Origin of the sequence: Pseudooceanicola aquaeponti, assembly GCF_050897975.1 — a bacterium.
In the GTDB taxonomy this organism is placed as follows: Bacteria; Pseudomonadota; Alphaproteobacteria; order Rhodobacterales; family Rhodobacteraceae; genus Pseudooceanicola.
In genome coordinates this window covers 118,481-138,365 of record NZ_JBPAXY010000003.1, presented here as the reverse complement: position 1 = coordinate 138,365, position 19,885 = coordinate 118,481, and the positions used below count along the sequence as shown (strand labels likewise).

Below are 19,885 nucleotides of genomic sequence, written 5' to 3'. Positions count from 1 at the left end.
GGTCACGACAGGCAGTTTCACCATGGATTGGGACAAGCTAAGAATCTTTCACGCGGTCGCGGATGCGGGCAGCCTCACCCATGCCGGTGATGCGCTGCACCTGTCGCAGTCGGCAGTTTCCCGCCAAATCCGCGGCCTGGAAGAGAGCCTGAACACCACCCTGTTCCACCGCCACGCGCGGGGGCTGATTCTCACCGAACAGGGCGAGTTGCTGTTCGACGCGACCCGCGCCATGGCCAAGCGCCTGGAAACCGCCACCGCGCGGATCCGCGACAGCGAGGAAGAGGTGTTCGGCGAACTGCGGGTGACCACCGCCGTGGGCTTCGGCACCCTGTGGCTGGCGCCGCGCCTGCCCAAGCTGTACGAGCAGTATCCCGATCTGAAGATCGACCTGATGCTGGAAGAGCGGGTGCTGGACCTGCCCATGCGCGAGGCCGACGTGGCGGTGCGGATGAAGGAACCCAGCCAGGCCGACCTGATCCGCAAGAAGCTGATGTCGATCCGAATGCGCTGCTATGCCTCGGCCGATTACATCGCCCGCTACGGCAAGCCCGAAACCATCGAGGATCTGTCGACCCACCGTCTGATCTGCCAGACCCCCGCCGCGCCGCAGGTGGCCGCGGGCGGCGCCCTGGTCAACCAGCTGATGAGTTCCGACGTCCGCTCGACCCTGACGGTGAATAACTACTTCGGCGTCTTGCAGGCGGTGATCCACAACCTCGGCATCGGCGTGCTGCCCGATTACATCGTCGAGGATTTCCCGACCCTGGAGCGGATCTTCCCCGACATCGAGTCGGGCGAAGTGCCGGTCTTCCTCGCCTTCCCCGAAGAGCTGCGCCACTCGAAACGCGTCGCCGCCTTCCGCGATTTCGTCCAGGACGAGATCATGGCGCACCGCCGCACGATCCGCGAGTTGCGCGACCGCGACTCTGACTGACCCCGCCGATCAGGCAAACCACGACGCCGCCGCGCCCGGGCCAGACCTCGGCGCGGCGTCGCTTTTCCCCTGCGATCCGTCGCCTGTGAACGCTGGCGAAAGGGCCCTGCATTGCTTGCATAGCAGCAATGTAGAAAGCAGGGCACTTTGGGGCTTGATCGTTTCAACTCCGACCAATATCTGGGCACTCGATGGTGATCGCGCCTAGCGGCGCATCATCTTCATACCTCCCTGTTGGACTTGGCCGGACTTTGTGTCCGGCCTTTTTTTTGCCCGCGCCTGCAACGAACGTCCTGCCCCCGCCCCCCCCTTTTCTGCTTTCTCTCTGGAGAGAGCCTCCGGCGGGAGTATTTTCAGCCCGGTGATGATGGGAAACATTGCCCTGATGGGCGGCCTCCTTCCGGTTCAGGAGCGTGCCACGCTCTTCATGGCAGAAGGAGGGAGCCATTCCGGGTCTTGTCCCGCATCATCACCGGGCTGAAAATACTCCGGGGGAGTCCGCCCCGGCGGACGGGGGCAGAGCCCCCCACCTCCCCTTTCCGCCCGTCGCCTCCGGCAACGAGGGCAGCGCCCGCCGAGCCGCCCAGTTGCCGCGCCATCCCCCACAGTCCATGGGAAATCGCCCTGCCCCCCTTCCCCAAAGCCGCGCTCTGGCGTAAATCCCCCCCAACGTCACCCAGGGGGATCCCATGCAAGAGCCGGACATCACCGAAGACCTGATCGCAAGCCACGGCATCAATGACGAGGAATACGCCGAGATCCTGCGGATCCTGAACCGGGCCCCCACCTTCACCGAGCTGGGCATCTTCTCGGCCATGTGGAACGAACACTGCTCCTACAAGTCGTCGAAGAAGTGGCTGCGCACCCTGCCCACCGAGGGCCCCCAGGTGATCTGCGGCCCCGGCGAGAACGCGGGCGTGGTGGACATCGGCGATGGCCAGGCGGTCATCTTCAAGATGGAAAGCCACAACCACCCCTCCTACATCGAGCCCTACCAGGGCGCGGCCACCGGCGTGGGCGGCATCCTGCGCGATGTTTTCACCATGGGCGCCCGGCCGATCGCGGCGATGAACTCGCTGTCCTTCGGGGAAAAGGACCACCCCAAGACCCGCCAGCTGGTGCATGGCGTGGTTGAAGGCGTGGGCGGCTACGGTAACTGTTTCGGCGTGCCGACCGTGGGCGGCGAGGTCCGCTTTGACCCCGCCTATAACGGCAACTGCCTGGTCAACGCCTTTGCCGCCGGTCTGGCCGATGCCGACAAGATCTTCTACTCCGCCGCCTCCGGTGTCGGGATGCCGGTGGTTTACCTCGGCGCCAAGACCGGCCGGGACGGCGTCGGCGGCGCCACCATGGCCTCGGCCGAGTTCGACGATACCATCGAAGAGAAGCGTCCCACCGTCCAGGTCGGCGACCCCTTCACCGAAAAGCGCCTGATGGAAGCCTGCATGGAACTGATGCAGACCGGCGCCGTGATCTCGATCCAGGACATGGGCGCGGCGGGTCTGACCTGTTCGGCGGTGGAAATGGGCGACAAGGGCGGTCTGGGCATCCGGCTCAACCTCGACGACGTGCCGCAGCGCGAGCCGAACATGACCGCCTACGAGATGATGCTGTCGGAAAGCCAGGAGCGGATGCTCATGGTGCTGAACCCCGAGCTGGAAGCCGAGGCCCGCGCCGTCTTCGAGAAATGGGATCTCGACTTTGCCATCGTCGGCGAGACCATCGCCGAGGACCGTTTCGAGATCCATCATCAGGGCAAGATCTGGGCCGATGTGCCGCTGTCGAAACTGTCGTCCTCGGCGCCGGAATACGACCGCCCCCATGTGCCCACCCCTGCCGCCGAGCCGCTGACGGATGAGGATATCCCCGCCGTCGACGCCATCGACGGGCTGAAGGCGCTGATCTCCTCGCCCAACTACTGCTCGCGCCAGTGGGTGTACGAGCAATACGACAGCATGGTCATGGCCGACACCACCCGCGGCCCCGGCTTCGGATCGGGCCTGCTGCGGGTGCATGGCACCGACAAGCTCTTGGCCTTCACCAGCGACGTGACCCCGCGCTACGTCAAGGCGAACCCGGTCGAGGGGGGCCGCCAGGCCGTGGCCGAGGCCTATCGCAACCTGACCGCCGCCGGCGCCAAGCCGCTGGCCTCGACCGACAACCTGAACTTCGGCAACCCCGAGAAGCCCGAGATCATGGGCCAGTTCGTCGGCGCCATCCAGGGCATCGGCGAGGCCTGCCTGGCGCTGGATATGCCGATCGTTTCGGGCAACGTCTCGCTTTACAACGAAACCGACGGTTCGGCGATCCTGCCCACCCCCACCATCGGCGCCGTGGGTCTGATCAAGGACGCAAGCCAGGCCATCACCGGCCAGGCGCGCGACGGCCATGTGGCCCTGCTGATCGGCGACACCACCGGCCACCTGGGCCAGTCGGCCCTGCTGGCCGAGGTGTTCAACCGCACCGACGGCGACGCGCCCCATGTGGATCTGGAGGCCGAGAAGCGCAACGGCGACTTCATCCGCGACAACACCGACTGGATCAAGGTCTGCACCGACCTCAGCGACGGCGGCCTGGCCCTGGCGGCCTTCGAAATGGCCGAGGCCGCAGGCGTCGGCGTGACCCTGGACGACACCGATCAGGGCCAGCTTTTCGGCGAGGATCAGGCGCGTTACCTGGTGGCCTGCAACTTCGACCAGGCCGAGGCGCTGATGGTCAACGCGGGCAAGGCGGGCGTCACCGTCACCACCGTGGGCAAGTTCGGCGGCGACATGGTCACCCTGGGCGGCGTCTCTGCCCCGCTGGCGGAACTGTCGGCCCTCTATCGCGGCGCCTTCGGCGCGCATTTCGCCTGACCAGGGCACCCGGTCGCCACAGGCGGCCAGACAGGGATCAAGGGGGCGGCGCCGGGCAGACCGGCGCCGCCCTTCGCCTTTCTGGCGCATTCCCGCCCCCCGGGCCCTCTCCCCGGCCGATCACGTTTTGCGCAGCGCTGTCGTGCCTCCGCGAAAGCTGTCATATAAGCGCGACAAAACCGTCACAAACTGGGGTCAGATCATGCCCGCCGCCCTCTCGGACCTCATCCCGCTTTCCGACCGGATCCCCCTGGCAAAGGGCAAGGAAAGCCTTGTCTACCAGCACCCCGATGCCCCTGACGTGCTGCTGAAGGTGCCGCGCCGCCAAAGCCGCCATTTCCGCAATGCCGCCAAACCCGGGCTGAAACGCTTTGCCGTCTGGCGCTATCGCGGGCTGGTGAACTGGTATCGTGAATACGAGGAATACCTGGCGGCCCTGGCGCGCAACAACGAGGTGCCGCGCTTCCTGCCGCTGCTCTTCGGCTTCGCGCGCACCGATCTTGGCCCCGCCTTCGCGGTCGAGCGGATCGCGGGCGCCGATGGCGCCCCGGCCCCCACCTTGGTGGACCTGGCGCGCGCGGGCCGGGTCGACGGCACGTTGCTGGCGTTGATCGACGAGCTGTTCGAGCAGATCGCCACCAGCGGCCTGGTCACCCAGGACCTGCACCCGGGCAATATCGTGCTGTCGGGCCCGCCCGAACGGCTGGTGCTGATCGAGGGGTTGGGCGACCGGGTGCTGATCCGCCTGCGGATCTTCTCGCGCCGCGCCCGGCTGCGCCATCTGGCCCGCGACAAGGCCGCCCTGCTGGCCCGGCTGGAGGCCTTCGCGCCCGCGCCCTAAGCTGCCCCCGCGTGCACATCGCTTGCGCGGCCCCTCCCCTTGCGAGCCCGCCGCCCCTCGCATACATTCTGTCCGAACGACCCAACGGAGCGACACATGGCGATTCAGGCCTCGGATATCGAAGCCCTTATCCGTGAAAGTTTTCCCGACGCGAAGATCGTCGTGCAAGGCGATGACGGGCAGCATTTCTCGGCCATGGTCGAGGATGAAAGCTTTCGCGGCATGAACCGCGTACAGCAGCAACGCGCCGTGAATGCGGCGGTGAAGGCCAAGCTGGACAGCGGCGAACTGCACGCCCTGGCGCTGACCACCCGGGCGCCCTGACCGAAAATGCAGCCGTGATCGGCGCCCGGCTGGCGCGCCGCCCCTTACGGCTTTCGTGAAACACGGCCCGCGCAACTGGCGGGTGCGGCGCGCGCAAGGACGGCGCGCCTACCGAAGGAGCAAGACATGACCGACGCCAAGACCCGTATCGACGAGACCGTCAAAGCCAATGACGTGGTGCTTTACATGAAAGGCACCAAGACCATGCCGCAGTGCGGCTTCTCCAGCCGCGTGGCGGGGGTGCTGAACTACATGGGCGTCGATTACACCGACGTGAACGTGCTGGCCGATGACGAGATCCGCCAGGGCATCAAGGAGTATTCCGACTGGCCGACCATCCCCCAGCTTTACGTCAAGGGCGAGTTCGTGGGCGGCTGCGACATCATCACCGAGATGACCCTGTCGGGCGAGCTGGACGGCCTGTTCGACGAGAACGGCGTCACCTACGACAAGGACGCCGCCGAAAAGATCCGCGCCGCAAACGCTTGATCTTCAAGGGGTTTCCAGAGGCCCAGACCTCGGACCAGAAAAGCAAAACCGGAGCGGAAGAGACCTTCCGCTCCGGTTTTTCATCTCTCGGGTCTGTCTGGACCGGCCCGATAGCGGACCGGGCTCAGCCCTCTGCCTCGGCGGCCTTTTCCTCGACCCGGTCGGCCAGGGCCTCGGCCCGGGCGGCCAGTTCGGCCAGGGTGTCGGTGACCGCATCGGGCACCACCGGCACCTCGATCACCCGCGGCTCGGGCGGCGGCGCGGTGCGCAGCGCCTCCAGCTCCTGCTGCATCTGCGCCAGCTGCTCTTGCAGCACCTGCACCTTGTCTTCCATCCCGGCGGTCCGGTCGGCCAGCATCAGCCCGGCCATCAGCAACATGCGGCTTTCGGGAATGCGCCCGGTCTGCTGCACCAGGGTCACCGCCTCGCGGTCCAGAAGACCGGCGGCGGTTTCCAGAAAATGCTCTTCGCCTTCCTGGCAAGCCACGTCGAAGCGGCGACCGCCGATAGAGATTTCCACCTCGGGCATCAGACCCCTCCTTCTTCTGCACCAGCGCCTGCGGCCTCGGGCACCTCGGCCACCAGCGTGGTGAGCGCCGCCAGGATCGTGGCCGCCTCGCCCTGGGCCGCGGCATGATCGGCGCGCAGCGCCTCCAGCTCGGTGGCCAGGGCGGCGTTCATCAGCTCATAGGACGCCTTGCCCTGGGCCTCGCGCAGCAGGCGGTTGTTGTCGCGCAGGGCCGCATTGGCGGCGCGCAGCCGCGCCATGTCCTCGTCCATACGGGCCAGGGCGCCCGCCACCTCGGGGTCGGGGCCCCTGGGCGCCTGCGCCGCCTCGGCCAGGGCCGCCTCCATCTCTTCCAGGCGAAGATGCAGCGCCTTCACCCGCTCGTCCAGCTGGGCCGTGACGGTGCGCTCATCCTCCAGCTGCTGGCGCAGCTCCTCGGGGCTTTCGCCCTCGGGCCAGCTGGCCACCGGCGCGGGCGCCGCCAGCCCTTCGACACCGGCCCCGATCCGCTCCATCGCGGCCAGGATCCGGCCCTGCAAATTGTCCAGGTTACTCATAAGCTCGTCTCACACAGCCCGTTTCGGGGGCCTTTCGGCCCGTTTGCCCGCCTCTGGTCGTTTGTCGCGCTGTCATGCCCCCTCCTTCGCCCGTCATACCGCCCGGGTCCAGCCAAAAACCGCATTTCCCGGCAACAGCGGCCCGGGGGGCGGTCCTTGCATGAACCCTTCGGCGCAGGGCCTTGGCAATACAGGCGAATCACAGCTCCGACCGTTGTTCGCACGAGTGTAACGAAACCCGGGGCCTTTCCCAAATACGCTGCGAAAAGCGGCGGAATGGGCCTGCTACGCTTGCCTTTCGCGCCGCGGCTGCTATGAGCGCGCTAACATCAGATGCCTGACCTGCGAGAGGAACCCGACGTGGATATCGACGCGCTGCGCACCGCACACCCCGACCATTGGTCCAAGGCCACCGCGATCCGGGCCCTGACCCTCGACGCCGTCGCCGCCGCCAATTCCGGCCATTCCGGGATGCCCATGGGCATGGCCGACGTGGCCACCGTGCTGTTCGAAAAGCACCTGAAATTCGATGCCACCCAGCCCAACTGGGCCGACCGTGACCGGTTCATCCTGTCGGCGGGCCACGGCTCGATGCTGCTCTATTCCCTGCTGCACCTGACCGGCTACGAGCAGTTCCCGATCGAAGAGATTAAGAACTTCCGCCAGTGGGGCGCCCGCACCGCAGGCCACCCCGAGAACTTCCTGGCCAACGGGATCGAGACCACCACCGGCCCGCTGGGTCAGGGCATCGCCATGTCCGTGGGCTTTGCCATGGCCGAGGAAATGCTGCGCGCCCAGTTCGGCAAGAAGCTGGTCGACCACTACACCTATGTCATCGCCGGCGACGGCTGCCTGATGGAAGGCGTGTCGGAAGAGGCGATCTCGCTGGCGGGCCGTCACGAGCTGTCGAAGCTGATCGTGCTGTGGGACAACAACAACATCACCATCGACGGCACGGTCGAACTGTCCTCGAAGACCGACCAGGTCATGCGCTTCAAGGCCAATGGCTGGCATGTGCAGGAAATCGACGGCCACAACCCCGATGAGATCGACGCGGCCCTTGAGGCGGCGAAGAAGGCGGGCAAGCCCTCGATGATCGCCTGCAAGACCCATATCGCCCTGGGTCACGCCGCCCAGGACACCTCGAAGGGGCACGGCGCGCTGACCAACGCCGAGCAGCTGGAGGCCGCCAAGGCCGCCTATGGCTGGAACTACGGCGCCTTCGAAATCCCGGCCGATGTGAAATCCGCCTGGGAAGAGATCGGCCGCCGCGGCGCCGAGGAACGGTTCGCCTGGGAAGGCCGCCTGGGCAACCAGACCGAACGCCGCCAGCAGGAATTCCAGCGCCGCTTCGAGGCCGAGATGCCCAAGAAGCTGTCGGCGGTGGTGCGCGCGCTGAAAAAGCAGATCTCGGAAACCCAGCCCAAGGTCGCGACCCGCAAGGCGTCGGAAATGGCGCTCGAGGTGATCAACCCGGTGCTGCCCGAAACCATCGGCGGCTCGGCCGACCTGACCGGATCGAACAACACCAAGACCGGCGACCTGGGCATCTTCGACACCGACAACCGCAAGGGCCGCTTCGTGCACTGGGGCATCCGCGAACATGGCATGGCCGCCGCGATGAACGGCATGGCCCTGCATGGCGGGATCAAACCCTACTCGGGCACCTTCTTCTGCTTCACCGACTACGCCCGCCCGGCGATGCGCCTGTCGGCCCTGATGCAGGTGGCCCCGGTCTATGTCATGACCCATGACAGCATCGGCCTGGGCGAAGATGGCCCCACGCACCAGCCTGTGGAACATCTGGCCATGTGCCGCGCCACCCCCAACACCCTGGTCTTCCGCCCCGCCGACGCGGTGGAAACCGCCGAAGCCTGGGAGATCGCGCTCAGCCAGAAGGGCACCCCCTCGGTGCTGTCGCTGACCCGCCAGAACCTGCCCACCCTGCGGACCGAGCACAAGTCGAAGAACCTGGTCGCCCAGGGCGCCTATGTCCTGGCCGAGGCCGAGGGCAAGCGTCAGGCCATCGTCATGGCCACCGGGTCCGAAGTGGCCATCGCCATGGAGGCCAAGGCCCTGCTCGAGGCCGAAGGCATCGGCACCCGCGTCGTCTCGATGCCCTGCTGGGAACTCTTCGAAGAGCAGGACGAGAAACTGCGCCGCCGCGTCCTGCCCGCGGGCCCGGTCCGCGTCGCGGTCGAGGCCGGTGTGCGCCAGGGCTGGGACAAGTGGCTTCTGGGCGAGCGTGGCCGCGAGGCCAAGGCCGGTTTCGTCGGCATGTCCAGTTTCGGCGCCTCGGCGCCTGCGGAAGAGCTTTACGAAAAGTTCGGCATCACCGCCCAGGCCGTGGCCGACCAGGTCAAAGCCCTGCTCTGAGCGCCAGATCCCTGATCTGCAAAGGCCGGTCGCCCCCGTGGCGCCCGGCCTTTTTCTTTGCCCGCCCGCCCCTCCGGGCGCCGCCCCCCCCCTCATCCGACAGCCGAAAATACTCCGGGGGACGCGCGGCACGCGCGGGGGGCAGCGCCCCCTGCCCGGCCAGCCACAGGCGATTCCCCCCGCCCGCCCCGCGACGCCGCAGCGCAGCACCTGTTAGCGCGAACCCGTATTACGGTTAGCGCAACCAGCCCCGACCCTCGGGATGTTTTCGCTAACATACTGGCTAAAAACAGTTTTCTCCCTACCCCTGGGGGCTCCCTTCGGCTATGGACAGCGCAGGTTTTTCAGCAGGAGCTATCGGCATGACGGTCACTCTCGGCATCAACGGTTTCGGTCGCATCGGGCGCTGCACGCTCGCCTATATCGCCGAGGCCGCCCGCAATGACGTGCAAGTCGTCAAGATGAACGCCACCGGCCCCATCGAGACCAATGCGCATCTGCTGAAATACGACAGCGTCCATGGCCGCTTCGGCAATGAGGTCAAGATCGCGGGCAACACGATGGACATCGGTCGCGGCCCGATGGAGGTCTTCTCGACCTACGATCCCTCGGAACTCGACTGGGAAGGCGTTGACGTGGTGCTGGAATGCACCGGCAAGTTCAACGACGGCGAAAAGGCCAAGGTCCATATGGAACGTGGCGCCAAGGCCGTGCTGATCTCGGCCCCGGCCAAGAACGTGCAGAAGACCATCGTCTTTGGCGTCAACCACCGCGACCTGGTGGCGGGCGACAACATGATCTCGAACGGGTCCTGCACCACCAACTGCCTGGCGCCCCTGGCCAAGGTGCTGAACGATGCGATCGGCATCGACTCGGGCATCATGACCACGATCCACAGCTACACCGGCGACCAGCCGACCCTGGACCGCCGCCATGGTGACCTGTACCGCGCCCGCGCCGCCGCCATGAGCCAGATTCCCACCTCCACCGGCGCCGCCAAGGCCCTGGGTGAGGTGCTGCCCGAGCTGAAGGGCAAACTGGACGGCTCGGCCATCCGCGTGCCCACCCCGAACGTTTCGGCCGTCGACCTGACCTTCATCGCCAAGAAGGACGTCACCGTCGAGGATGTGAACGAGGTGGTGCGCGAAGCCGCCGCCGGTCACATGGGCCATGTGCTGGGCTACGATCCCGAACCCAAGGTCTCGATCGACTTCTGCCACACCGAGCAGTCCTCGATCTTTGCCCCCGATCAGACCAAGGTCACCGGCAAGCGTCTGGTGCGCGTCCTGGCCTGGTACGACAACGAATGGGGCTTCTCGGCGCGCATGGCCGATGTGGCCGCCGCCCTGGGCCGCCTGCAAAAGTAAATCCCGGGCGCGCCGCACCGTCGCGCCGCCCCAGCCCAGCCTCTGAACCCCGCCGGTGAATTCCGGCGGGTTTTACGTATTGTGCCATGCCTTCCCTTGACCTTTGCCGCCCGGAGGTAGAGTTTGCGGGCGAAGTTAGCGCTAACCGTTCGCGTGTCGCGCTGAGCCATCCCTCGTGAACCCCGATGTCACCCCTTCCAGCAAAGGACCTCAGACCATGGTTACCACAGTCGCCATCAACGGTTTCGGACGGATCGGACGCCTCGTCCTGCGCGCCATCGCCGAAAGCGGTCGTGAAGATCTGCAAGTCGTGGCCGTCAACGATCTGACCGATGTCGAGACCAACGCCCATCTGTTCCGCTACGACAGCGTCCATGGCCGCTTTGGCGGCGAGGTGGCCACCGGCGCCGACTGGATGGATGTGGGTCAGGGGCCGATCAAGGTGACCGCGCTGCGCAACCCCGAAGAGCTGCCCTGGGGCGACGTGGATATCGCGCTGGAGTGCACCGGCCTCTTCACCAAGACCCGCGAAGGCTCGGCCAAGCATCTTGAGAACGGCTCGAAACGGGTTCTGGCCTCGGCGCCCTGCAAGGGGGCGGATATCACCGCCGTCATGGGGGTGAACCATCAGGACGTGAAATCCGAACACCTGGTGATCTCGAACGCCTCCTGCACCACCAACTGCCTGGCCCCCGCCGCCAAGGTGCTGGACGATCTGGTGGGGATCGAGAAGGGCTTCATGACCACGGTCCACAGCTACACCGGAGATCAGCCGACCCTGGACCGGGGCCATTCCGACCTTTACCGCGCCCGCGCCGCCGCCATGTCAATGATCCCCACCTCGACCGGCGCCGCCAAGGCCGTGGGTCTGGTGCTGCCCGACCTGCTGGGCAAGCTGGATGGCGTGGCGATCCGCGTCCCCACCCCCAACGTCTCTTGCGTCGACCTGACCTTCACCGCAAAGCGCGCCACCTCGGCCGAAGAGTTGAACGAGGCCTTCATCGCCGCCGCCGCCTCGGGCCCGCTGAAGGGCATCCTGGGGGTGACGGACCGCAAGCTGGTCTCGGTCGACCTGAACCACGACGCCCATTCCTCGACCATCGCGCTGGATCAGACCCGGGTGATGGACGGAACCCTGTGCCGCGTCCTGGCCTGGTACGACAACGAATGGGGCTTTTCCAACCGCATGGCGGACATGGCGGCCACCATCGCCAAGACCCTCTGAGGCCCGGCCTTCAGAACGGACAGACCGGGGGCCGGGCGGGATCACCGCCCGGCCCCTTTCGTTTCGCCCCGGCCCGGCCTTTCGGCCCGGTCCCGCACCGCGCGCCAGCCCGGCCACAGGCAAGGAACCGCCCCCTGATGCGGCCTCGCATCACCCCGCCCCCCGAGCCGGGCCGCAACGCTTGAAACACAGGGCATCCTCGGGCATAGGGAACCCCAGTCGCCGCATCGGAGGAGCCTGCGTGACCAACCGGACCGCGATAATCATCGGTGTCGTCATCCTGGCGCTTCTGGTGCTGGACAACGGCTTCGGAGAGGGGGAAAATACCCTGTTCCTGATGCGCAAATTCGCGGATTTCGTGGAATGGCTGGCCTTTTGGCGATAGGGCATTGAACGCGGTCGGGGATGGGTGGCCCCGCCGCCAATTGGGTCTGAAGAATGTACGTGTTTCTGGGGCTTGTGAGCCTTCTTCTGCTTTGCGGCGCGGGCCTTGCGCTGAATACATACCTGTGGAAACGCCGCGCCGAACAGGCGGTGCCGCCGCGCGGCAGCTTCACCCGCATTTCCACCGGGCGGCTGCATTACCTGGACGTGGGCGCGGGCCCCGAAATCCTGCTGATCCACGGCCTGGGCGGCCAGATGGGCAATTTCGACTGCGGGCTGATCGACAACCTGGCGCGTGACCACCGGGTGATTGCCATCGACCGGCCCGGCATGGGCTATTCCGAACGGCCCCTGACACAGCCCTGCGCGCCCGACGACACCGCCGCGCTGATGTTCGAGATCATGGACAAGCTGGACATCAAGGCGCCGCTGGTGGTGGGCCATTCCCTGGGCGGTGCCATCGCCCTGGCCATGGCGGTGCAAAACGCCGAACGGCTGCGCGGCCTGGCCCTGCTGGCGCCGCTGACCCTGCGCGCGGGCCGTCCGGCGCCGGTGTTCGACGGGATGAAGATCCGCTCGGACTTCCTGCGCTGGCTGGCCGCCTGGACGGTGGCGACGCCCGCCGCCCTGCGCCAGGCCAGTGCGGTGATCGACCAGGTCTATGGCCCCGAGGAGATGCCGCCGAACGCCCCGATCCAGGGCGGCGCCATGCTGACCCTGCGACCCAGCCATTTCTACCATAGCAGCCGCGACTACATGCAGTCCGGCGACGGGCTGGAGGAGATGTCACGCAAGTATGCCGGGCTGACCGTGCCCGTGCGCCTGCTTTACGGCACCGAGGATCGCATCCTGGATCCGCAGATCCACGGCGCGAAACTGGTCGGGCGTCACCCGCAGATGGGTCTGAAGCTGGTGCCGGGGGGGCATATGCTGCCGCTCACCCAGCCGGTGGTCTGCGCGGAGTTCATCCGCGACGCCTCCGAGAAGATGCGCGGCAGCCTGACGATCAAAAGAGCTTCGCCCGAAGTTTATCGTTGACGTTGGGGGTGACGAATTTCGACACGTCGCCCTCCAGTCGGCAGATCTCTTTCACCAGCTTCGACGCAATCGCCTGGTGGCCGGCATCGGCCATCAGGAAGACCGTCTCGACCGAGGCGTCCAGCGCCCGGTTCATGCCGACCATCTGATATTCGTATTCGAAATCAGTGACCGCGCGCAGGCCGCGGATGATCAGCGAGGCGCCCACGTCATGGGCGCAATGGATCAGCAGATTCTCGAAGGGGTGCACCACGATCTCGACACCGCTTTCCCGGGCCAGCGGGCCGATCTCGGCCTCGATCATCTCGACCCGTTCCTCCAGGGTGAACAGCGGGCCCTTGTCGCGGTTGATCGCCACGCCGATGACCAGCCGGTCGACCAGCGCCGTGGCCCGGCGGATGATGTCGATATGGCCGAGCGTGACCGGGTCAAAGGTGCCGGGGTAAAGGCCGATACGCATAGGGTTCTCCTCCGCTTGCACGTGCAGCGAACGCAACAATATTGCGCGCCGGAATGCAAGCCGGAAGCGTGTGTTCTGTGAGGTTTCCGCAAATGCCGCACCGATGCGGCACCTGCGAAGGACCCGGGGTCAATGCCCCATGATCATGCCCTGCAAGGCGTCCTTCTCGGCCGCAAGCTGGGTCAGCCGCGCCTTGACCACGTCGCCGATGGTGACGATGCCGACCAGGACCCCGTCCTGAACCACCGGCATGTGGCGGAAGCGGCCCTCGGTCATCTTGGTCAGCACCTGGTCCGAGTTCATCTCGAGCGAGCAGCAGATCGGGTGCTTGGTCATCAGATCCGCCGCCGTCAGGCCCAGAATCCCCTCGCCCCGGCTGGCCAGCGCCCGCACGATGTCGCGTTCCGACAGGATCCCCTCGGCGGCCTCGCCATCGCTGCTGACCACCACGCCGCCGATCCGCTTCTCGCGCAGGATCTGCGTCACGTCGCCGATCGTGACCTCCGGTTTGACGGTGAAAACGCCTTCAGTGTCCTTGGCCTTGAGAATCTGCTGAACCAGCATCTGGTCTCCTCCCTGGGTTGAACCGGTCTCCTCGGCTTCAAGCGTCCTCTGGTTGCGCTAACCTGTCAAGAGAGCCCTTCCTTGCGGTTAATCTCGGCCCGTAGCCGCTCGGACAGAAGGGCGGCAAAGCTGTTCAGGCGTTCCAGCCGCGCATCGTCCTGGTGGCGCACCAGGTAGAAACTGCGCGTCAGGCGCCGCTCTGGCAGGACGCGGACCAGGTCGGGGTGATGCGGCAGCGAGAAGTCATGCAGGATGCCCAACCCCGCGCCCCCGGCGACCCAGTGGTACTGTACCGAGACCGAGTTCGAGGCCAGCTTGACCCGGCTGACCCCGATCTCCTCGAGATAGTCCAACTCCTTGTCGAAGATCATGTCGGGGATATAGCCCACCATGCGGTGGCCGCGCAGATCGTCCAGGGCACGGATCGGCGGGTGCCGGTCCAGATAGGCGCGGGTGGCAGCCAGGGTCAGGTGATAGTCCGAGACCTTCTGCACCAGAAGCCGCCCGGCGGTCGGCGCGCTGACGGTGACGGCCATGTCGGCCTCGCGCCGCGAAAGGTTGAACAGACGCGGCAAGGCGACGATCTGGATCTCCAGCTCGGGGTTCTCGTCGAGGATCCGGGCGCAGACATCAGGCAGCAGAAAGTTCGCCACCCCGTCCGGCGCGCCGATGCGGATCTGCCCCGACAGGCCCTGCGCCCCCTGCCCGGCCACCTCGGCCTGGCCCGCCAGCAGCGCCGCCTCGGCCTGTACCGCGTGCGCCATCAGCCGCGCGCCCGCCTCGGTCAGGGCGTAGCCCTGGGGCGACTTGGCAAAGAGCACCGCGCCGGTCTCCTCTTCCAGCCGGGCAATGCGGCGGCTGACCGTCGCCGGGTCGATGCGCAGCCCCCGCGCCGCCGCCGACAGGCTTTCGCGGCGGGCCACCGCCAGAAACACCCGCAGATCATCCCAATTCATCGCGCCCCCTTGCCGGTACCGGCATTTTCGCAAAACCTCTTTGCCGTTTTTCCTCTTCAACCGGCATTTACGCAAGGCTAACCTGCCCCCAAATTCTCAGGAGGATCCTATGCAGGAACTGACTCATTTCATCGACGGCGCCCATGTGAAGGGCACCTCGGGCCGTTTCACCAACGTCATGAACCCCGCCACCGGCGAAGTGATCGCCAAGGTGCCGCTGGCCACCGTGGAAGAGCTGAACGATGCCGTGGCCCGCGCCGCCGAGGCGCAGGTCAAATGGGCCGCCACCAACCCGCAGCGTCGCGCCCGGGTGATGATGAAGTTCGGCGACCTGATCAACCAGCACATGGACGAGCTGGCCGAACTGGTCAGCCGCGAACACGGCAAGACCCTGCCCGATGGCCGGGGCGACGTGCAGCGTGGCCTTGAGGTCGTCGAGGTCTGCATGGGCGCGCCGCACATGCTGAAGGGCGAATACATGAACGACGGCGGCCCGGGCATCGACCTTTATTCGATGCGCCAGCCCCTGGGCGTGGTGGCCGGTATCACGCCGTTCAACTTCCCCGCCATGATCCCGCTGTGGAAGATGGCCCCCGCCCTGGTGGCCGGGAACGCGATGATCCTGAAACCCTCGGAACGCTGCCCCTCGACCTCGCTGCGCCTGGCCGAGCTGATCAAGGAAGCGGGCCTGCCCGATGGCGTGCTGCAAGTGGTCAACGGTGACAAGGAAGTCGTGGACGCGATCCTGGATAACGAGACCGTGCAGGCCGTCGGCTTTGTCGGTTCGACCCCGATCGCCCAGTACATCTACGGCCGCGCCGCCACCAACGGCAAGCGCGCCCAGTGCTTCGGCGGCGCCAAGAACCACATGATCATCATGCCCGACGCGGACATGGACAAGGCCGCCGACGCCCTGGTGGGCGCCGGTTTCGGCGCTGCCGGCGAACGCTGCATGGCCATCTCGGTGGCCGTGCCCGTGGGCAAGGAAACCGCCGATACGCTGATCGAAAAGCTGATCCCGCGCATCGAGAAACTGAAGGTCGGCCCCTACACCTCCGAGGATGAGGTGGATTACGGCCCCGTCATCACCGCCGCCGCGAAAGAGCGGATCGAGGGGCTGATCGCCTCGGGCGTGGATCAGGGCGCAACCCTGGTGAAGGACGGCCGTGGCATGACCCTGCAAGGTTATGAGAACGGCTTCTACGTGGGCCCGACGCTCTTTGACAACGTCACCGCCGACATGGACATCTACAAGGAAGAGATCTTTGGCCCGGTGCTGAGCCAGGTGCGCGCAGAGACCTACGAAGAGGCTCTGAAGCTGACCATGGACAACCAGTACGGCAACGGCACCTCGATCTTCACCGCCGATGGCGACACCGCGCGCGACTTCGCCAACCGGGTGAACGTGGGCATGGTCGGCATCAACTTCCCGATCCCGGTGCCGCTGTCCTACTTCACCTTCGGCGGCTGGAAGAAATCGGCCTTCGGCGACCTGAACCAGTACGGCCCCGACGCCCTGCGCTTCTACACCAAGACCAAGACCGTCACGGCGCGCTGGTTCTCGGGCATCAAGGAAGGTGGCGAGTTCAACTTCAAGGCCATGGACTGATCCATCGGGGGCGGCTTTCGGGCCGCCCCTTTTCGTCTGCCCTCAGGCCTGGCCGCGCAGCGGGGACAGGCCCAGGGCGGCGATGACCTCGGGCTCGGGCACCTCGTCCGGGGTTTCGGGCAGGGACACGGGCGGCAGGCGGATCGCATCGGCCTGCACCATCCGGTGGGCGCGCGAGCGGCCACATTCGAAAGACCCCGCGCGGAAGGCGCGACAGGCCGTGGGCCGGGCGTCATAGACGGCGCAGGCCAGGCCACCGCCGGGCAAGGGGGTCAACTGGGCGCAATGCCCGTCGGACATCCGCATGAAGCGGGCGTCCCCGTCCTGAACCCAGGCCGTATCGGGCAGGCCCCGGGCGTGGTCTTCGGGAAAGAGGCGGATATAGCGGTCGTGGGCGCCGAAACAGCAGGCGCCGCAGGACAGGCAATCAGGGGCTGTCTGGGTCATGAGGAGGGCTCGGGAAGCGCCGGTCGGCAGCTACGGGACTGACGGCGATGCGCTGGCTGCCCGTTACACCGCCGCCGCGTCGGCGGGAAGAGGGAAAAGAGGGCCGCCCCGGCATTCGGGCGCCAGGCCCGAACAGGGAGAGAAAGGGAGGAGAGCGCCGACCCCCGCGAGGGATCCGGCCCCAGGGATGCATGACGTCGCGTGTGCCATTCGCCCCCGTGGACGAACGCCACAGGGCTGCTACACATTGGGAACCCATTCCCCGTGACCCGACAGGGGGGCGCACCGATGTCCTGTAGCTATCAGATCCTGAAGCCCTTCGGCCTGGCCTATGTGCGCCTGGCGGGACTTGTACGCCCCGGCGACAGCCTGCGCGCGCTGACCGACTTCGCCCGCGACCCCGAGGCGCGGCCGGATCTGAACCAGCTGCTGGACATGCGCGACGTGACCGGGATGAAGCTGGACGTGCTGGATCTGTTGCGGATGCACGCGCGCAAGGCCGAGATCTTCGCGCCTTCGGAACACGACCGGCTGTTCGTCCATGTGGCGCCGACGCCGATTGCGCGCAAGGTGGCCGGCCATGTGGTGAAAAGCTGGAGCAAGGTGCCCGGCATCACCCACCGGGTCGTGCCGGACGAGGAACAGGCCCTGGATATTCTGGGGCTGCGACAAAGAACGATAGACGCCCTGATCCACCAGCAAAGCGCCTGAGGAGAGGCGCCGCGCCGGGCAGAGCGGGCAAAAGGGAGGAAACCGATGGATTTCGCACTCAGCGAGGAACAGCAGGCCATTTTCGACATGGCCCATGGCTTTGGCCAGGACAGGATCGCGCCCCATGCGGGCGCCTGGGAAGAGGCAGGCGAGATCCCGAAAGACCTCTGGCCCGAAGTGGGCGAGCTGGGCTTCGGCGGCCTTTACGTGCGCGAGGAAAGCGGCGGCGCGGGTCTGACCCGGCTGGACGCCACCCTGGTCTTCGAGGCCCTGTCCATGGCCTGCCCCTCGGTGGCGGCCTTCCTGTCGATCCACAACATGTGCGCCAAGATGATCGACGCCTTCGCGGGCGACGCCCTGCGCGACGAGGTGCTGGGCGATGCCATCGCCATGCGCCGGGTCCTGTCCTATTGCCTGACCGAACCGGGCAGCGGCTCCGACGCCGCGGCGCTGAAGACCCGGGCCGAGCGGACCGAGGCGGGCTATGCCCTGACCGGCACCAAGGCCTTTATCTCGGGCGGGGGCTATTCCGACGGCTATCTGGTCATGGCCCGCACCGGCGGCGAAGGGCCCAAGGGCATCTCGACCCTCTATATCGCCGACGGCACCCCCGGCCTCAGCTTCGGCGGGCTGGAGCGCAAGATGGGCTGGAAAAGTCAGCCGACCCGCCAGGTGCAGATGGACGGCTGCGCAGTGCCCGCCGCCAACCTGCTGGGCGAAGAGGGGCGCGGCTTTACCTATGCGATGATGGGCCTCGACGGCGGGCGGCTGAATATCGCCTCCTGTTCGCTGGGCGCCGCCCAGGCCGCACTGGACGCCACCATCGCCTATATGAACGAGCGCCGCGCCTTCGGGAAATCCCTGACCGAGTTCCAGGCCCTGCAATTCCGCCTGGCCGACCTGGAGATCGAGTTGCAGGCCGCCCGCGTCTTCCTGCGCCAGGCGGCGTGGAAGCTGGACCAGGGCGCGCCGGATGCCACCAAGCACTGTGCCATGGCCAAGAAATTCGTCACCGAGGCCGGGTCGAAGATCGTCAATCAATGCCTGCAACTGCACGGCGGCTACGGCTATCTTGCGGATTACGGAATCGAGAAACTGGTGCGGGATCTGCGCGTGCACGAAATCCTCGAAGGCACGAACGAGATCATGCGCCTCATCACGGCAAGGAGCCTTCTGTCCTCATGAGCGATCTGTCCATTCGGCGCGACGGGCGCGCCGGGCGTATCACCCTGACGCGGGAAAAGGCGTTGAATGCGCTGTCGCATGAGATGGCGCTGGAGATCGAAAAGGCGCTGCTGGCCTGGCGGGACGACCCCGAGGTGGCCCTGGTGCTGATCGACGCCGAGGGCGAGAAGGCCTTCTGCGCCGGGGGCGACATCCGCGAGATGTACGAGACCGGCCGCGCGGGCGATTTCGACTATGGCCGCCGCTTCTGGCGCGACGAATACCGGATGAACGCCCTGCTGGCCGAATATCCCAAACCCATCGTCAGCTTCCTGCATGGCTTTGTCATGGGCGGTGGCGTGGGCGTCGGCTGTCACGTCTCCACCCGGGTGGTGGGCGAAAGCGCCCGGATCGCCATGCCCGAATGCGGCATCGGCCTTGTGCCCGACGTGGGCGGCTCGCTTCTGCTGGCCCGCGCACCGGGGCGGCTTGGGGCCTATCTGGGCCTGACCGGCGCCCGCATGGGTCCGGGCGATGCGATCCACGCGGGCTTTGCCGATCTGTTCCTGGCGGAAGAGGAATGGGACGCGGCCAAGGCCCAGCTTTGCGCCAGCGGCACCATCGAGGCGCTGGAAGAGGCCGGGCATTTCGCCCCCGCCTCGCGCCTGGCCGAGAACCAGGCCTATCTGGATGCGCTCTTCGCGGGCGACAACCTGCCCGAGATCGTCGAGGAACTGGCCGCCGAAGAGGGGGACGACCTGGCCGATCGCGCGCTGAAGGCGATCCGCGCGGGCTGCCCGCTGTCGATGGCCGCCACGCTGGAGATGCTGCGCCGCCTGCACGATGACGCGGGCATCCGCGACGCCCTGGCGCTGGAATACCGCTTCACCTTCCGCTCGATGAGCGAGGGGGATTTCATCGAGGGCGTCCGTGCCCAGATCATCGACCGTGACCGCAAGCCGGTCTGGCGCCACGGGCTCGACATCGCCCGCGAGGAGGCCCTGGCGATGCTGGCCCCGCTGGCAGAGGAACTGCGCTTCGACGGGCCGTAAGGCGCGCCGGGCAGAAAGACG

The 19,885-nt window shown here is 66.6% G+C and carries 20 protein-coding genes; 14 read left to right on the top strand and 6 right to left on the bottom strand.

Annotated elements, in window-relative coordinates:
• The first annotated feature begins 22 nt into the window (after positions 1-22).
• The 5 genes from ACRARE_RS07380 (at position 23) to grxD (ending at position 5,446) form a co-directional block, all read left to right on the top strand.
• A complete protein-coding gene (locus ACRARE_RS07380) occupies positions 23-937 on the top strand; it encodes a LysR family transcriptional regulator (RefSeq protein ID WP_432655782.1) in 915 nt (304 codons plus the stop codon).
• 689 nt (positions 938-1,626) lie between these two features.
• A complete protein-coding gene (gene purL / locus ACRARE_RS07375; protein WP_432655781.1) occupies positions 1,627-3,792 on the top strand; it encodes a phosphoribosylformylglycinamidine synthase subunit PurL in 2,166 nt (721 codons plus the stop codon).
• A 202-nt stretch (positions 3,793-3,994) separates the two neighbouring features.
• A complete protein-coding gene (locus ACRARE_RS07370; RefSeq protein WP_432655780.1) occupies positions 3,995-4,633 on the top strand; it encodes a YrbL family protein in 639 nt (212 codons plus the stop codon).
• Positions 4,634-4,729: 96 nt separating this feature from the next.
• Complete coding sequence (locus ACRARE_RS07365) at positions 4,730-4,957, top strand: BolA/IbaG family iron-sulfur metabolism protein (protein WP_432655779.1); 228 nt, start codon at positions 4,730-4,732, stop codon at positions 4,955-4,957.
• 126 nt (positions 4,958-5,083) lie between these two features.
• Positions 5,084-5,446, top strand: a complete 363-nt coding sequence (gene grxD / locus ACRARE_RS07360) for a Grx4 family monothiol glutaredoxin (RefSeq protein WP_432655778.1) — start codon at positions 5,084-5,086, stop codon at positions 5,444-5,446.
• A 124-nt stretch (positions 5,447-5,570) separates the two neighbouring features.
• Here grxD and ACRARE_RS07355 read toward each other — a convergent pair whose 3' ends face one another.
• On the bottom strand, positions 5,571-5,975 hold the full coding sequence (locus ACRARE_RS07355; protein WP_432655777.1) for a cell division protein ZapA: 405 nt from the start codon (positions 5,973-5,975) through the stop codon (positions 5,571-5,573).
• The gene (locus ACRARE_RS07350; RefSeq protein ID WP_432655776.1) at positions 5,975-6,511 is read right to left on the bottom strand and encodes a hypothetical protein; all 537 of its coding nucleotides are present in this window, start codon (positions 6,509-6,511) and stop codon (positions 5,975-5,977) included. The genes ACRARE_RS07355 and ACRARE_RS07350 overlap by 1 nt, the downstream gene beginning before the upstream one ends.
• Positions 6,512-6,871: 360 nt before the next feature.
• Here ACRARE_RS07350 and tkt point away from each other — a divergent pair, with 360 nt between their 5' ends.
• The 5 genes from tkt to ACRARE_RS07325 all read left to right on the top strand — a co-directional run bounded on the left by tkt (position 6,872) and on the right by ACRARE_RS07325 (position 12,901).
• Positions 6,872-8,887: a transketolase gene (gene tkt, locus ACRARE_RS07345; protein WP_432656242.1), complete on the top strand. Its 2,016-nt coding sequence runs from the start codon at positions 6,872-6,874 to the stop codon at positions 8,885-8,887.
• A 362-nt stretch (positions 8,888-9,249) separates the two neighbouring features.
• Positions 9,250-10,254, top strand: a complete 1,005-nt coding sequence (gap, locus tag ACRARE_RS07340) for a type I glyceraldehyde-3-phosphate dehydrogenase (RefSeq protein ID WP_432655775.1) — start codon at positions 9,250-9,252, stop codon at positions 10,252-10,254.
• A gap of 217 nt (positions 10,255-10,471) precedes the next feature.
• Positions 10,472-11,479 carry a type I glyceraldehyde-3-phosphate dehydrogenase gene (gene gap, locus ACRARE_RS07335; protein WP_432655774.1) on the top strand — a complete coding sequence of 336 codons (1,008 nt, stop codon included), beginning with the start codon at positions 10,472-10,474 and terminating at the stop codon, positions 11,477-11,479.
• A gap of 241 nt (positions 11,480-11,720) precedes the next feature.
• Positions 11,721-11,864 carry a hypothetical protein gene (locus ACRARE_RS07330; RefSeq protein WP_432655773.1) on the top strand — a complete coding sequence of 48 codons (144 nt, stop codon included), beginning with the start codon at positions 11,721-11,723 and terminating at the stop codon, positions 11,862-11,864.
• A 74-nt stretch (positions 11,865-11,938) separates the two neighbouring features.
• The gene (locus tag ACRARE_RS07325; RefSeq protein WP_432655772.1) at positions 11,939-12,901 is read left to right on the top strand and encodes an alpha/beta fold hydrolase; all 963 of its coding nucleotides are present in this window, start codon (positions 11,939-11,941) and stop codon (positions 12,899-12,901) included.
• On the opposite strand, the gene coaD is transcribed toward ACRARE_RS07325, so the two are convergent.
• The 3 genes from coaD to ACRARE_RS07310 form a co-directional block, all read right to left on the bottom strand.
• Positions 12,870-13,361, bottom strand: a complete 492-nt coding sequence (gene coaD, locus ACRARE_RS07320; RefSeq protein WP_432655771.1) for a pantetheine-phosphate adenylyltransferase — start codon at positions 13,359-13,361, stop codon at positions 12,870-12,872. The genes ACRARE_RS07325 and coaD overlap by 32 nt on opposite strands.
• Before the next feature lie 129 nt (positions 13,362-13,490).
• On the bottom strand, positions 13,491-13,925 hold the full coding sequence (locus ACRARE_RS07315) for a CBS domain-containing protein (protein WP_432655770.1): 435 nt from the start codon (positions 13,923-13,925) through the stop codon (positions 13,491-13,493).
• 65 nt (positions 13,926-13,990) lie between these two features.
• Positions 13,991-14,881, bottom strand: a complete 891-nt coding sequence (locus tag ACRARE_RS07310; RefSeq protein ID WP_432655769.1) for a LysR family transcriptional regulator — start codon at positions 14,879-14,881, stop codon at positions 13,991-13,993.
• Between the two features lie 109 nt (positions 14,882-14,990).
• Between ACRARE_RS07310 and ACRARE_RS07305 the strand changes: the two genes are divergently transcribed.
• Positions 14,991-16,490: a CoA-acylating methylmalonate-semialdehyde dehydrogenase gene (locus ACRARE_RS07305; RefSeq protein ID WP_432655768.1), complete on the top strand. Its 1,500-nt coding sequence runs from the start codon at positions 14,991-14,993 to the stop codon at positions 16,488-16,490.
• A 42-nt stretch (positions 16,491-16,532) separates the two neighbouring features.
• Here the strand turns inward: ACRARE_RS07305 and ACRARE_RS07300 are convergent, their stop codons facing one another.
• The gene (locus ACRARE_RS07300; RefSeq protein ID WP_432655767.1) at positions 16,533-16,937 is read right to left on the bottom strand and encodes a YkgJ family cysteine cluster protein; all 405 of its coding nucleotides are present in this window, start codon (positions 16,935-16,937) and stop codon (positions 16,533-16,535) included.
• Positions 16,938-17,225: 288 nt separating this feature from the next.
• Between ACRARE_RS07300 and ACRARE_RS07295 the strand changes: the two genes are divergently transcribed.
• The 3 genes from ACRARE_RS07295 to ACRARE_RS07285 are packed head-to-tail and all read left to right on the top strand — an operon-like array spanning position 17,226 to position 19,864.
• Positions 17,226-17,648 (top strand): hypothetical protein, encoded by a 423-nt coding sequence (locus ACRARE_RS07295; RefSeq protein ID WP_432655766.1) that lies wholly within the window; start codon positions 17,226-17,228, stop codon positions 17,646-17,648.
• Positions 17,649-17,693: 45 nt separating this feature from the next.
• On the top strand, positions 17,694-18,833 hold the full coding sequence (locus ACRARE_RS07290; protein ID WP_432655765.1) for an acyl-CoA dehydrogenase family protein: 1,140 nt from the start codon (positions 17,694-17,696) through the stop codon (positions 18,831-18,833).
• Positions 18,830-19,864, top strand: coding sequence for an enoyl-CoA hydratase/isomerase family protein (locus tag ACRARE_RS07285; protein ID WP_432655764.1), 1,035 nt, complete (start codon positions 18,830-18,832; stop codon positions 19,862-19,864). Before ACRARE_RS07290 ends, ACRARE_RS07285 begins: the two co-directional genes overlap by 4 nt.
• Positions 19,865-19,885 lie beyond the last annotated feature (21 nt).